General features: G+C 70.5%; 12 protein-coding genes. 8 read left to right on the forward strand and 4 right to left on the reverse strand.

Annotated features, from left to right (window positions below; genetic code table 11):
- The 3 genes from ASE16_RS16610 to ASE16_RS16620 are packed head-to-tail and all read left to right on the forward strand — an operon-like array spanning position 1 to position 4,273.
- On the forward strand, positions 1-882 hold the full coding sequence (locus tag ASE16_RS16610; protein WP_055897640.1) for an aminodeoxychorismate lyase: 882 nt from the start codon (positions 1-3) through the stop codon (positions 880-882).
- Positions 879-2,708 (forward strand): membrane dipeptidase, encoded by a 1,830-nt coding sequence (locus tag ASE16_RS20335; RefSeq protein ID WP_082581530.1) that lies wholly within the window; start codon positions 879-881, stop codon positions 2,706-2,708. The genes ASE16_RS16610 and ASE16_RS20335 overlap by 4 nt, the downstream gene beginning before the upstream one ends.
- On the forward strand, positions 2,705-4,273 hold the full coding sequence (locus tag ASE16_RS16620; protein WP_055897643.1) for a serine hydrolase domain-containing protein: 1,569 nt from the start codon (positions 2,705-2,707) through the stop codon (positions 4,271-4,273). Before ASE16_RS20335 ends, ASE16_RS16620 begins: the two co-directional genes overlap by 4 nt.
- Here ASE16_RS16620 and ASE16_RS16625 read toward each other — a convergent pair.
- Entirely contained in the window at positions 4,270-5,187 is a 918-nt protein-coding gene (locus ASE16_RS16625) for a LysR family transcriptional regulator (protein WP_162255987.1), read from the reverse strand. The two genes, ASE16_RS16620 and ASE16_RS16625, sit on opposite strands and share 4 nt — an antisense overlap.
- Before the next feature lie 129 nt (positions 5,188-5,316).
- On the opposite strand from ASE16_RS16625, the gene ASE16_RS16630 reads away from it, so the two are divergent.
- Genes ASE16_RS16630 through ASE16_RS16650 form a run of 5 tightly spaced genes read left to right on the forward strand, consistent with a single transcriptional unit; the run spans position 5,317 to position 10,713 of the window.
- Positions 5,317-6,897: an amidohydrolase gene (locus tag ASE16_RS16630; RefSeq protein ID WP_055897649.1), complete on the forward strand. Its 1,581-nt coding sequence runs from the start codon at positions 5,317-5,319 to the stop codon at positions 6,895-6,897.
- A gap of 34 nt (positions 6,898-6,931) precedes the next feature.
- On the forward strand, positions 6,932-7,894 hold the full coding sequence (locus ASE16_RS16635; RefSeq protein ID WP_055897652.1) for a transporter substrate-binding domain-containing protein: 963 nt from the start codon (positions 6,932-6,934) through the stop codon (positions 7,892-7,894).
- Between the two features lie 37 nt (positions 7,895-7,931).
- Complete coding sequence (locus ASE16_RS16640; RefSeq protein WP_055897655.1) at positions 7,932-8,903, forward strand: amino acid ABC transporter permease; 972 nt, start codon at positions 7,932-7,934, stop codon at positions 8,901-8,903.
- Complete coding sequence (locus ASE16_RS16645) at positions 8,900-9,664, forward strand: amino acid ABC transporter ATP-binding protein (protein ID WP_055897658.1); 765 nt, start codon at positions 8,900-8,902, stop codon at positions 9,662-9,664. Before ASE16_RS16640 ends, ASE16_RS16645 begins: the two co-directional genes overlap by 4 nt.
- Positions 9,664-10,713, forward strand: coding sequence for a P1 family peptidase (locus tag ASE16_RS16650; protein WP_055897661.1), 1,050 nt, complete (start codon positions 9,664-9,666; stop codon positions 10,711-10,713). Before ASE16_RS16645 ends, ASE16_RS16650 begins: the two co-directional genes overlap by 1 nt.
- Positions 10,714-10,805: 92 nt before the next feature.
- Here ASE16_RS16650 and ASE16_RS16655 read toward each other — a convergent pair whose 3' ends face one another.
- The 3 genes from ASE16_RS16655 to ASE16_RS16665 all read right to left on the reverse strand — a co-directional run bounded on the left by ASE16_RS16655 (position 10,806) and on the right by ASE16_RS16665 (position 13,293).
- On the reverse strand, positions 10,806-11,375 hold the full coding sequence (locus ASE16_RS16655) for a hypothetical protein (RefSeq protein ID WP_055897665.1): 570 nt from the start codon (positions 11,373-11,375) through the stop codon (positions 10,806-10,808).
- Between the two features lie 101 nt (positions 11,376-11,476).
- Positions 11,477-12,226 (reverse strand): ABC transporter ATP-binding protein, encoded by a 750-nt coding sequence (locus ASE16_RS16660; protein WP_055897668.1) that lies wholly within the window; start codon positions 12,224-12,226, stop codon positions 11,477-11,479.
- Positions 12,223-13,293 (reverse strand): ABC transporter permease, encoded by a 1,071-nt coding sequence (locus tag ASE16_RS16665; RefSeq protein ID WP_055897671.1) that lies wholly within the window; start codon positions 13,291-13,293, stop codon positions 12,223-12,225. Before ASE16_RS16665 ends, ASE16_RS16660 begins: the two co-directional genes overlap by 4 nt.
- Positions 13,294-13,304 lie beyond the last annotated feature (11 nt).

Raw genomic sequence — 13,304 nt, forward strand, 5'->3', positions numbered from 1 at the left:
ATGAAGACCCTCACCCTGCACCGCCTCGACCTCGGCTCGGACGCGAAGGCGGAGGACTGCCTGACCAGCATCGACCCGCAGTCGGCGCTCCTGACCGCCACCGATCTGTCCGCGACCCGCGGAGACGGCATCTTCGAGACGGTCGTCGTGGTCGACGGCGTGCCGCAGGCGCTGGAGGCGCACCTCGATCGTTTCGAGCGTTCGGCCGCGATGCTGGACCTGCCTGCGCCGCGCCGCGAGCTGTGGCGCCTCGTCGTCCTGGAGGCCGCAGCAGCTCTCCGCATCCACACCGCGCGCGGCGCCGTGAAGTTCGTGATGTCACGCGGCGACGAGGCTGGCGATCCGGTTCCGACGGGATGGGCGATCGGTTTCGCCCCTGACAGCCGCCCGGGAGGAGAGACGCCGGAAGTGGACGTGGTGCTGCTGGATCGCGGCTACCGTCACGATGTCGCTCAGACCTCCCCGTGGTTGCTGCAGGGAGCGAAGACCCTCTCATACGCCGTGAACATGGCGGCCTTGCGCGAGGCCAGGCGTCGCGGCGCTCAGGACGTGGTCTTCGTCAGCAGCGACGGCTACGTTCTCGAGGGACCGAATTCCACGGTCATCGCCAGGATCGGCGGCGCATACGTGACGCCGCCCACCGAGCTGGGGGTGCTGCCCGGCACGACGCAGGCGGACGTCTTCGCCGCGTTGGCCGCGTCGGGCGATCCGGTCGAGACGCGCGTTCTCGACGTCGCGGAGCTGCGTTCCGCCGACGCCGTCTGGCTCTGCTCCAGCACCCGCGGCGCCGCCCCTGTCCGCTCGCTCGACGGCGAAGCGGTCGCTGTCGACGCAGACGTCACCGAACGGATGAACGGCGCTTTGAACGAGCGGACGGCATGACGGCGATGATCCCGGTCGTCGACGGTCACAACGATCTCGCCTGGGCTCGCCGCGAGCACCACCGCTACGAGGTCGCCGGGCTGGATGCGTCATGCCCCGACCTGCACACCGACCTCCCTCGCCTCGTGGCCGGCGGTGTCGGCGGCCAGTTCTGGTCGGTGTGGGTCGATCCCGTCCTGCAGGGAGCGGAGCAGGTGACGGCCACCCTGGAGCAGATCGACTTCGTGCACCGGCTGGTGCAGGAGTACCCGGAGCGGTTGCGGTTCGCCCGCACAGCGGACGACGTGCGTGCCGCGATCGCAGAGGGTCGAATCGCGTCGCTGATCGGAGTCGAGGGCGGCGATCAGCTGAACGGCTCGCTGGCCGTCCTGCGGCAGTTCGCCCGTCTGGGCGCGCGCTACGTCACGCTGACCTGGTCGCGCACGACGGACTGGGCGGATTCCGCGACAGACGAGGCGCGCCACGGCGGCCTGACCGATTTCGGGCGCGAGGTGGTGCGGGAGATGAACCGCATCGGAGTGGTGGTCGACCTCGCGCACGTCGCGCCGTCCACCATGCGCGACGCGCTGGCGGTCTCCACCCGGCCGGTCATGGTGAGCCACTCCTGCGCGCGTGCACTGTGCGATCACCCGCGCAACGTGCCGGACGATGTCCTGCGCGCGATCGGCGATGGCGGAGGGGCGGTCATGGTGGCGTTCGTTCCTTCGTTCCTGTCGCAGGAACGCGCCGAGTGGGTGCGCGGCGGCCAGCACGGTGAGGCCCCGCCGGTCGGCATCGCCGACGTCGCGGATCACGTCGAGCACGTGCGTGACGTCGCCGGCATCCACGCGGTCGGCCTCGGGGCGGACTACGACGGCACGGATTCCATGCCGTCCGGCCTGGGGGATGTGTCGCGCTATCAGGACCTCCTCGACGAGCTGCGCATCCGTGGCTGGTCGGAGCACGAGCTCCTGGCGCTCGCGCACGAGAACGTGCTGCGCGTCCTCGAAGCGTCCGACCCCGACCATCTCGCGTTCCTGAACGGTTCTGCGCCGTCTCCGCGCCCGGCGGCGCTTACTCCCGCCGTGGATGTGGCAGCGCGCGAGGCGCCGGACGGACCGGATGCGCCGCGCGTGCTCGTGGTCGTCAACGCGAAGGAGTCCGCCCCACGCCGCCTCGGACGCTGGCTCGAGGAGCAGGACATCGTCGTCGAGCCCGTGCTCGGAACCGACGGCCTCCCTGACAGCCTCGACGGGTACGCGGGGCTTGTGATGCTCGGCGGCGGACTCATGCCGGACGACGACGCCCGCGCTCCGTGGCTCGCACAGGAGCGCGCCCTGGCGAGGGAGGCCATCGACGCCGATCTGCCGACCCTGGGCATCTGCCTCGGTGGGCAGATTCTCGCCCACGTCGCGGGCGGGGAGGTGCGCGCGGCTTTCGGGCCGAAGGAGCGGGGCGCGACCCTCATCTCGACGTCGGATGACGGCCGCCGCGACCCCGTCATCGGCGGGCTGGGCGCAGCGGCCCCCATGATCGAGAACCACCAGGACATGATCACGGCGCTTCCTCCTGACGCGGTGCTCCTGGGATCGAGCGAGGCCATCGACATCCAGGCGTTCCGCCTCGGCGAGCGCGTCTACGGGCTGCAGTTCCATCCCGAGGTCTGCGCGGACGACCTGCTGCGCTGGAAGGAGCCGACAACGGCGGCGCCGGGTGACCGCCCGGTGGCCGAGCTGGTCGAGGAGGCCCGCAGTGTCGACGAGGAGAACACGCGCGCCAGCCGCGCGCTCGTGAGCGGTTTCGCCGACCACGTGCGCACGTTCGCCAGGGAGAGGGCCGCCGGATGACCGAGGATGCGGCGCTCGCCGGCGGTGCCGGCACTGCCGATCTCGCGGCAGCGGCCGGAGACGCGCTCGCTGCGCGCCTGGACGGCTCGACGGTGCGGCGGGCACCCGCATCCATTGCCGCTGTCGTCTGCAGGGGGCGCGTCGTCGCGGTGAGCACGCACGGCGAGCCGCGCAGAGACGGCGCAGTGACCGCCGAGAGCACGATCTTCCGGATCGCGTCCATGTCGAAGAGCTTCCTGGGTGCGACAGCACTCGCGCTGCGCGATGACGGGCTGCTCGACCTGCATGCGCCGGCGACCGAGTACGTGCCAGAGCTGTCGGCCACGCGATTCGGGGATGCGGGGGCCGCCGTGACCCTCGACGCGCTGCTGTCGAACAGGGGCGGTCTCGCGGAGGACAACGCGTGGGGCGACCGGCAGCTCGGCGCATCCAGGGCGGAACTCGCGGCGGTGGTCTCCGCCGGGCTCACGCTTTCCACTCAGCCCGGCACCGAGTACCAGTACTCCAACATCGGGATCTCCCTCATCGGCCGGGCCATCGAGAGGGTCACCGGCCGCGAGGTCGAAGCGGTGGTGCGCGAGCGGATGCTCGAGCCGCTCGGGCTGACGGACACGCGGGCGGCGGCGGACCTGTATCCCACCGGCGCCGACCTGGCCGCCGGGTTCCGCACCTTCGACGACGGTGAGACCTTCGCGCAGGAGCCGTACGTCGGCTCCGGGGCGCTGGCGTGCATCGGCAGCTTGTTCAGCACCGTGAGGGACATCGCGCTGTGGGCCGACTTCCTCGGCTCGGCGTTCGGCGACGAGCCGGCGGGGAACGCCGTGCTGAGGGCCTCGTCCCGGCGCGAGCTGCAGACGGCGCGCACGTTGATCACCGGAGGGGCGCCATCCGGCGGCCGCGAGCTCGACGGTCTCGGGTACGGCTACGGCCTCGTGGTCGAGCACGATCGGCGCTTCGGCCGCATCGTGCAGCACGCAGGAGGACTTCCCGGATTCTCGTCGCACATGCGCTGGCAGACCGCCACCGGCATCGGGGTGATCGTCTTCGGCAACTCGGACGCGTTCGGCGCCGGCAGCATCGCGACCGACATCCTCTCCGATGTCCTCTCCCGTGTGGATGCGCCTGCCGCCGTCGTTCGTCCCTGGCCGCAGACGCTGACCGCTGCGCGCCGGATCGACGAGCTGGTCGCGGCCGGCCGGTCGCTGTCCGACGCGCAGGCGCTGCTCGCGGCCAACGTGCTGATGGATGTGCCGGAAAGCGTCCGCGCGGACCGGCTCGCCACCGCGCTGGCGGAGGTCGGCCCGGTTCGCCGGGACGGTGCGCCGTTCGCCGAGCGCATCGTGGCCGCGGCGGATCAGTCTGCTCTGCGCTGGGTCGTCCCGTGCGAGCGCGGTGCTCTCGTGTGCGACGTGCATCTGGTGGGCCTGCACGACCCTGTCGTGCAGGAGTTCACCGTCCGGGTGGCCGGAGAAGGTGGAAGCAAGCCACGTGACGAGACCGCCCGCGTCACCGACCACCATCGGATCGCTCTCGACCGGGACCTGCTCGACCGGCACTCGCTCTAGGGGCGCCCGCCGCCGGTGAGGTCGGGAGTCAGATCGTCGAGCACGTCGTTCAGGAAACGAAGGAACAGCGCCGTCGAGTCGGCGGGCGCGGCAGGGGAGACCAGCGCGAACACCTCGCGGCTCAGCCGCGCATCCTGCACTTCCAGTACCTCGACGCCGGCGGGCAGCTCGCCGAGCGCCACCTCGGGCATCAGCGTTGCCGCGTATCCGGTTGCCACGATGTCGAGCGTCACGGCGAAGTCGTCGCAGCGCGCCACCACGCGCGGACGCAGACCGTGCTCGTCGAAGAACGCGTCGATGACGGCGGCGTCGCTGGACCCGGGGTGGTGCAGGATCCACGGACGCCCGGCGAGCTGATCCACCGCGATGGGACGCTGCCCGTGAAGCCGCCACGCGGTCGGGACGACGAAGCGCATCGGGTCGTCTCCGATGCGGACAGGACGGGCGGAGCGCGGCCAGGTCAGTCCGCTGTCACCGACCCAGTAGACGAGCGTGACGTCTGTCTCCTCGCCCCGTCGCATCGCCTGGATCGCGGGCGACGGATCACGCACGCTCAGCCGGAGCGCGATGTCGGAGGCAAGCCATTCCGGCGATCGCAGCAGGCGGGGGAGCACAGTGCGCGCGAGGCTGGGGTAGAGGCTGACCCGCAGCTCGGCCCGCGAACGATCAGCGCTCCCCGCCGATTCCAGCAGCCGGTCGATGTCGGCGAGCACCGTCGTGGCGTGACCGGCCATGACGATGGCGGCCTCGGTGGGGCGGACGCTCTTCGCCGTCCGCTCGAACAGCCGGGCGCCCGTGTCGTGTTCGAGCGCCGCCATCTGCTGGGACACCGCAGAGGCCGTGTAGCCCAGTCTGTTCGCGGCTGCGGCGAAGGAGCCGAGGCGGACGACCTCGAGCAACGTCCGGAGGTGCACCGGATTGACCATAAGCATTCCTTTGTCTCAGCGACGCAGACTGCTGCCCACCGCCCCTGGTTGGCGGAATTCTGCGTCGATAGCCTGGCAGGACGCGCACCCCGCACGCCCCCATCCTAAGGAACGCTGATGGTCACGACGCTGTACCGACACCGCACGATCCACCTTCTCGACGGTCGGCGGAGCACGGCGGAAGCGATGCTCGTCTCGGACGGCGTGATCGTCGCGATCGGCCGCGCAGAGGAAGTGGCCGATGCTGCGCCGGCGGGGACGGCGGTCTGCGACCTTCCCGGTGAGGCGGTCATCCCCGGTTTCCACGACGCGCACATCCACACCGCGAGCCTGGCGCGCAGCCTGGACGCCCTCGACCTGCGCGGGATCGACTCGGCGCACGAGGCGGAGGAGCGCATCCGGCAGCATCTGACAACGCATCCTGGCCGTGGCTGGCTGACCGGCGGCCGCTGGGACGCCAACCGCTGGGCAGACGGGGCGCCCACCCGGGATGCGCTCGACCGGATCGCGCCGGACAGACCGCTCTGCCTGTCGAGCGTCGACGGGCACTCCGTGTGGGCGAACAGCGAAGCCCTCCGACGTCTCGGGATGGATGCCGCGTCCGGCGATCCTGCCGGCGGACGCATCGAGCGGGACGCCGCAGGCGAACCGAACGGCATCCTGCGCGAGACGGCAGCGGACGCGATGATCGAGCGCGCCGAGCGGGAGTCTCCCGTCGACCTCGTCTCTCTTCTCGACCTGGCGCAGTCACAGCTCCTCAGCGAGGGCGTGACGCACGTCACCGATCTCGACGGCGAGGACGCGCGCGCGGCCTTCCTCCGCCTGAAAGCGAACGGCCTCCTGCGGGTCAGGGTGCACAAGGGCACGCCCGCGCAGGCGCTCGACCTCGCACTCGCTGAGGGCAGGAGGACCGGGGACGGCGACGCCTGGTTCACGAACGGCCCGGTGAAGCTCTTCTCCGACGGCGCCCTCGGATCGCACACAGCGCACATGGGCGCCGACTTCGCGGGCGAGCCGGGGAACCACGGCATCGAAGTCCTCGACGAGGCCGGGCTCTCCCTGCTGGTCGACCGCGCGGTCTCCGGCGGGATCGCGGTGGCGACCCACGCGATCGGCGACATGGCCAACCGGATCGTCCTCGACGCGTACGAGCGAGCGCACGATGCAGCCGTCCGCGCCGGACTCCGGCTGCGGATCGAGCACGCGCAGCACCTCCAACTCGCAGACGTCACGCGATTCGCACGCCTCGGCGTCATCGCGTCGCAGCAGCCGACGCACTGGGAGAGCGACCTCCCGCTCGTGTCGAGCCTTCTGCGCGGGAGGGAGCTCGCCGGCTACGCCTGGTCGGCCCTCCGCGACGCGGGCGCGGTCGTCGCCTTCGGTTCCGACGCCCCGGTGGAGCCGTCCGCACCGATGCTCGGTATCCGCGCGGCCGTGCTTCGCGGCACGAAGGGCTCGCCGGGTGGCGCGGAGACCGGCGTGCGGCCGCTCGGCGTCGAAGAGGCGCTGGCCGCGTACACCGCGGGTCCCGCATACGCGGCAGGCCTCGATCGCAGCGTCGGTCGGCTTGCCGTCGGGATGCGTGCCGATTTCGTCGCGCTGGATCGCGATCCGTTCTCCGTCGAGCCGGCAGAGCTCGGCGATATTCGTCCCGTCGCCACCGTTGTCGACGGGCTGGCGGCGTTCGGCCTCGGCTGAACCGTCCCCACCCGACTCACAGAGAGAGACGCTCATGCGAACCGCACCTTTCACCCGCTTGCCGCTCGTCGTCGCCATCGCCGGAATGATCGCCCTGGGAACCGCCGGCTGCGGCGCCCAGAGCCTCGCGGAGGCCGATGGGACGAACGCGGGTCCCGCCGCTGCTGCCATGCCGGTGCCCGCCGACGAGCCGGCCAAGGCTGTCATCGAGGCCGTCACCGCCGATGCGGGCCTCACCGCGAAGCTCAGCGACGAGCTGCGCACGAACGGCATCAAGTGGACGACCTCTGTCGGCTACCCTCCGATGGAGAAATGGGGCGCAGACGGCAAGGACGTGATCGGCGTCGACGCCGCCATCGCGCAGGCGATCACACGCAAGCTGGGCACCGGCATGACCATCCAGGACCAGGAATTCAACTCGATGATCCCCGGCTTGATCTCCGGTCGCTACGACGCTCTGATCTCCTCGATGACGGACAACGCGGAGCGGCAGAAGACCACCACGTTCGTCGACTACGTCAAGGCGGGGAACGCCTTCCTCGTGGTCGCAGGCAACCCGCAGCACATCGCGGAGCCGCAGGATCTCTGCGGCAAGACCGTCGCGGTGGTCGCCTCCGGCTCGTCCGCGGCGCTGGCTGAGCAGTACTCGGCACGCTGCGCGGCGGCGGGCTCACCCGCGTACGACATCCTGAAGTTCGAGGGGGACAGCGAGGCGAACCTGGCGGTGCAGAGCGGTCGCGCCGTCGCGACGATCACGGACTACCCGGTGGCGGAGGATCGCGCCGCCGATCCGGCCAACAAGGTGGCTGCCGTGAAGATCGAGGGAGACGAGTCGCTGTGGGGCATCGGGGTCGACAACTCCGACGCGGACTTCGCCGCCCTCGTGCAGAAGGCGCTTCAGGCCATCATGGACGACGGCAGCTACGGCAAGATCCTCGACGCGTACCACGTCGGCGGCATGGCCATCGAGTCGGCGACGATCAACGGCGGCAAATGATGACCTCCCTGGCAGGCGGGCGAAGGGTGCGACGCGGATGAGCGTGCGCCATGAGCCCATCCCCCTGGCGGACGGCACCGCGGTCCCCATCGTCCCGCGCTGGCACGCCGGGCGGTGGGTCGTCGGAGCGCTCGCCATCGCTCTGGTCGGCTGGGCGATCTCGATCGTCATTCTGAATCCGCACATCCGCTGGAACTACGTCTGGCAGTACCTGTTCTCGCCGAACATCCTGAGCGGAGTTGTGGTGACGCTCTGGGTCAGCGTGGCAGCGACGCTCCTCGGGCTCGTCCTCGGCGTGATCTTCGCGATCATGAAACTGTCGAAGAACCCCGTGCTGCGCTGGATCGCGGAAGGCTACATCTGGTTCTTCCGCGGCACGCCGGTGCTCGTGCAGCTCATCTTCTGGTTCAATCTCGCCTTCCTGCTGCCATACCTGACCCTGCAGATCCCGTTTACGCAGATCGGCTTGCGCTGGGACACCAACCAGGTGATCAGCGGCTCGGTCGCGGCTCTGCTCGGACTCGGGCTGAACCTCGCGGCGTACTTCGCCGAGACGGTTCGCGCTGGCATCCAGGCGGTGGACAGGGGGCAGACGGAGGCGGCGCTCGCCGGAGGGATGACGCAGGCGACCGCGATGCGGCTCATCGTGCTGCCGCAGGCTCTGCGCATCATCATCCCGCCGACCGGGAACGAGTTCATCTCGATGCTGAAGACGACCTCGCTCATCGTGGTGGTGGCAGGCAACGACCTGATGACCAACGCGAGCAGCATCTACAAACAGAACAACCTCATCATCGAACTGCTCATCGTGGTGAGCATCTGGTACATGTTCATGACCGCGGTCGCCACGTACCTGCAGTCATTGCTAGAGAAGCGGTTCGGCCGCGACAGGGTGCGCCTGGTGCGCGGCAGCGGGTTCAGCCAGCAGCTCATCCGGATGGCGACGGGTGCTGTTCCCGCCCAGCGGCGGCGAGCGGCGCAGCGCACAGACGAAGAGGCGGCGTCATGACGGACGCGCTCGTGGAGGCTCGCGGCCTCGCCAAGTCGTTCGGAGCGCACGAGGTGCTGCACGGCGTCGACTTCACCGTGATGCCGGGTGAGGTCAGCTGCATCATCGGCCCGTCCGGCTCGGGGAAGTCCACGTTCCTTCGCACGATCAACGCCCTGGAGACCGTCGACGGCGGCAGCCTCGTCGTCGGCGGCGAACAGGTCGGCTACGCACTGGAGAACGGCCGCTATCGGCCGTGGCGCGATCGCGATTTCGCACGCTTCCGCGCTTCCATCGGCATGGTGTTCCAGCGGTTCAACCTCTATGCGCACCTCGATGCGATCGAGAACGTGGCAGCCAGCCTCATCCACGTGAAGCACCTGCCGAAGCGCGAGGCGCACGAGCGTGCTGAACGGGAGCTCGCCCGGGTCGGCCTGGCCGAGCACGCGCTCAAACGGCCGCACCAGCTCTCCGGCGGCCAGCAGCAGCGTGTCGCCATCGCCCGCGCGCTGGCGATGGACCCCGCCCTGATGCTGTTCGACGAGCCCACGAGCGCACTCGACCCCGAGCTGGTGGATGAGGTGCTCGAGACCATGCGATCCCTCGCGCGGGGCGGCATGACGATGATCGTGGTCACCCACGAGATCGGCTTCGCCAGGGAGGTGGCCGACTCGATCGCGTTCTTCGACGGCGGCCGGGTCGTCGAACGCGGCGAGCCGGAGCGCATCCTGACCGATCCGGAGAATGATCGGACCAGGAACTTTCTGGAGAGGGTGCGGTGATGGACTCCACGGCACGAGCGCGCCTCGAAGACCTCGGGGTCAGCCTCGGCGGGTATCCGCGTGGGCGCCACAACGCGATCACGGACGTGCCAGGCGTGCTGGTGGGCCACGCGACGGTGCACACCGAGCGACTCAACACCGGCGTGACCGCCATCGTCCCGGAGGTCATCGGTGCCGGACGGCGCTGGATTCCCGCCGGGCTCGCCGTCGGGAACGGCTACGGCAAGCTCATCGGAGCGACCCAGCTCCAGGAGCTCGGCGCCATCGAGACGCCCATCCTGCTCACCAGCACGCTCTCGGCGTACCGCGTCGCGGACGCCCTGCTCGGCCACATGCTGTCGGAGCCAGGCTACGAGACGGTCACGACGCTGAACCCTGTCGTGGGCGAGACCAACGACGGGTTCCTCTCCGACATCCGTTCCCGTCCGGTCGGCGCACCCGAAGTCGAGGCGTCGCTGGCTGCCGCTTCCGCCGGACCTGTCGCCGAGGGGAGCGTCGGTGCGGGGTCGGGGACCGTCGCGCTCGGATTCAAGGGCGGGATCGGAACGTCGTCCAGGACGGTGACCGTCGGGGATGGCGCGTACACCGTCGGAGCGATCGTCCAGTCCAACTTCAGCGGCACGCTCTCGATCGCCGGGGTGCCGATGCCGTCGAGCGAGCTCGTCCCAGGCCCGACCGCGCAGACCGTCGGCAACTCGTGCATGATCGTCGTCGCGACCGACGCTCCGCTCGACGCCCGTCAGCTCGCGCGCTGCGCCAGGCGCGCGGTCTTCGCGATGCGCGGCGTCGGAGCCGACTTCGCCCAGGGCAGCGGCGACTATGCGATCGCGTTCTCGGTGGGGCACAGCACGCCGCCAGACGACGCCGTGCTCTCACCGCTGTTCCAGGCGACGATGGATGCGGTCGAGGAAGCCCTGGTGAACTCGATCCTCACCGCCACGACGCAGTCGCACGCCGACGGCCACGTGGCCCACGCCATCCCGCTGGACACGGTTCGCGAACGGCTCGCCGCCACCGGTGTCGTCGGCGTCATGGATTCGAACGGATAGAGTCTCTTTCATCGGCGGGTTGCGTCTGGCGCCAACGGCCGGCAACCCGCCGCCTTCCTTTTTCGCGGCGGCTGCGCGGCGGCTTCCACCGGTCAGCGGCCGCAGAGCCCCGCCCAGGGAGCCTCCCCCGCGCTCTCGTCCCTGGCGAGGTGACGACGTTCCGGGTCGACCTCCCGCAGTAGTGCCGCCCCTCTGCACGGGATGGCGAGCAGGTCTCCTGCACGCACATCCCGGACCAGTTGCGGCACGACGAGTCGGTCGGCGCTGTCGCCGGCCGCGCCGATCGTGCGCAGCCGCACCTCGACGTCCGCCGCGGTCGACACCCGCCCGATCATCCGCGTCTCGCTGACGAGCGCGGTGTCGTCGAGCCGCGCGTCGATCCACACGTCGAGAGCGCCGGCCATCCCTCTGCTCACCCGCACCACCCGTGCGACGACCACGGACGCGAGCTCGGTCGCAGACGGCATCCCGCCCGTGCCGGGGACGACGGCGGCCGCGGTGTGGACGCACGGCGTCCCGCACCACTCGGCGAGCCGGACCAGCGAGACACCGGCGACGGTCACGTCCGCGATGGTCGTGGTGGTGAACTCCGGCCAGAGGTCCCTGCTGATGGGGTTGGGCACCGAGGCCCTGAGCGTGGGGATGATGTGCGTCAGGGTCATGAGAGGCCCGCCTGATTCGTGTTGGTCACGAAAGAGTTCTACGCCGCGCGGCAACGGGGTGGCGCGGCCATTACGGAACCCTGACGGCCGCCCAGCGGACGCTAACGGTTCCCTAGCGCGCCGTCCACGACTGCGCCGTCCACCACTGCGCCGTCCACCACTGCGCCGTCCACCACCCTGCCGTCCACCACCGTCACCAGTTCGTCGAGCGCCGCGCTGTGCGCCAGGTCGTGGGTCACCAGCAGGGTCGCCGTGTCCAGCTCCCTGCTGAGCCGCCCGATCAGCTCCATGATCGCCGCACCGCGCTCCTGGTCGAGGGCGCTGGTCGGCTCGTCCACGAGCAGCACCCGTGGCTCCCGCACCAGGGCGCGCGCGATCGAGACGCGCTGCCGCTGCCCACCGGAGAGCTGCGCCGGGCGCCGGTCGGCCTGGTCGCTGAGCCCGACGGCATCGAGCAGCTCGTCCACCCGTCCGCGCACCGCACGCCGCACCCCGCGGGGTCCGCGTGCGCCGCGGTCGCCGAGCTCGCCCATCACCTGCAGCTGTTCGCGGGCGGTGAGGGACGGCAGCAGGTTCGACTGCTGGAATACGATGCCGATGCGGGAGCGGCGGAGAGCCGTCGCCTCGTCACGGGACAGGCCGGCCGCATCCACGCCGTCGATGATCACGCGGCCGGAGTCCGGGCGGATGAGCGTTCCTGCGATGGCCAGGATGCTCGACTTGCCGGAGCCGGACGGGCCGGTGATCCCGGTGACGCGGCCGGCGCGGCCGTGCAGGGTGACAGCATCCACTGCCGTGACGCGGGATGCGCCGTCTGGAAAGGTGAGGGTGACGTTGTCGAGGGTGATCATCTGTTGCTCCCGAGTGCGGTGAGGGGGTCCGCCGACGTGACGGTCCGAAGGGCGACGGCCGCGCCGGCGAGACCGAGGACGGCCATCGCCAGGGCAGGCACGATCGTGGTGAGCGGGCTGATGAGGAACGGCAAGGCGCCGCCCGCGAGCGCACCGAGGCCGACGACCGCCGCGAGGCCGATCCCGATCCCGACGACGAGGACCACCAGCGCCTGCCCGAGCGCGTCCCGCACCAGCGAGCCCGTCGTCGCGCCGAGTGCTTTCAGCACGGCGATGTCGCCAGAGCGCTGCATGGTCCACACCGTGAAGAACGCGCCGACCACCAGCGCCGAGATGCCGAACAGCATCACCACCATGAGCGCGAGCGAGCCGATCTCCGACTTGAAGGTCTCCAGAGCGGTGAGGCTCGCGAGGGGCGCGAACGCCACCGTGCCCGTCGCCTTCGCGACCGCATCCCAGTCCGGGTCGCCGCTCACGGCCAGGACAGTGGCCGCGCCGCTGCCGCCCATCCGCTCAGCGGTGTCCCGGGCGGCCCCGGTGGTCATGGCGATCGCGGGAGTGTGGCTGTACCAGAGGTCGCCGCCGACCGACGCGACCCGGTATGCGGTCCCCGCGATGCTCACCCGGTCGCCGACGCGTGCATCCAGGTCGGCGGCGGCGCCCGTCGACAGACCGATCTCGTTGGCGGTGTGCGGGGTCATCCGGCCGAGCGCGGAATCGTCGCCGCTCGGCATCCCGAACACCGCGACCCCCGCCGTCTTCCCGTCCGCCTGTGCGCGGCTCTGCAGGATGCTCACCGGCAGCGCCTCGTCCACCCCAGGCGCGCTGCGCCACGCATCCACGGTGTTCTCCGACAGCTCCGATTCCGAGAAGCTCGCCTTCCCGTCCGTCTGCTGCAGCACCAGCCGGTTGCCGGGCAGGTCGAGCACGGCGGATACGTTCTGGAACGCCAGACCCCCGGTCAGCCCGGCGAGAAATCCGACGAGCACGGTGATGAGCGCGACGACGGCTCCGATCAGGATGAAGCGGCCCCGTGCGAAACGGAGGTCCCGCCATGCGACGAACACGATGATTCCTT

This window comes from Leifsonia sp. Root227 (assembly GCF_001428745.1).
In the GTDB taxonomy this organism is placed as follows: Bacteria; Actinomycetota; Actinomycetes; order Actinomycetales; family Microbacteriaceae; genus Leifsonia.

Bases quoted from the DNA above. Each gene is read 5' to 3' on its own strand.
- ASE16_RS16610 (WP_055897640.1), top strand. From the start codon at position 1: ATGAAGACCCTCACCCTGCACCGCCTCGACCTCGGCTCGGACGCGAAG.
- ASE16_RS20335 (WP_082581530.1), top strand. From the start codon at position 879: ATGACGGCGATGATCCCGGTCGTCGACGGTCACAACGATCTCGCCTGG.
- ASE16_RS16620 (WP_055897643.1), top strand. From the start codon at position 2,705: ATGACCGAGGATGCGGCGCTCGCCGGCGGTGCCGGCACTGCCGATCTC.
- ASE16_RS16630 (WP_055897649.1), top strand. From the start codon at position 5,317: ATGGTCACGACGCTGTACCGACACCGCACGATCCACCTTCTCGACGGT.
- ASE16_RS16635 (WP_055897652.1), top strand. From the start codon at position 6,932: ATGCGAACCGCACCTTTCACCCGCTTGCCGCTCGTCGTCGCCATCGCC.
- ASE16_RS16640 (WP_055897655.1), top strand. From the start codon at position 7,932: ATGAGCGTGCGCCATGAGCCCATCCCCCTGGCGGACGGCACCGCGGTC.
- ASE16_RS16645 (WP_055897658.1), top strand. From the start codon at position 8,900: ATGACGGACGCGCTCGTGGAGGCTCGCGGCCTCGCCAAGTCGTTCGGA.
- ASE16_RS16650 (WP_055897661.1), top strand. From the start codon at position 9,664: ATGGACTCCACGGCACGAGCGCGCCTCGAAGACCTCGGGGTCAGCCTC.
- ASE16_RS16655 (WP_055897665.1), bottom strand. From the start codon at position 11,375: ATGACCCTGACGCACATCATCCCCACGCTCAGGGCCTCGGTGCCCAAC.
- ASE16_RS16660 (WP_055897668.1), bottom strand. From the start codon at position 12,226: ATGATCACCCTCGACAACGTCACCCTCACCTTTCCAGACGGCGCATCC.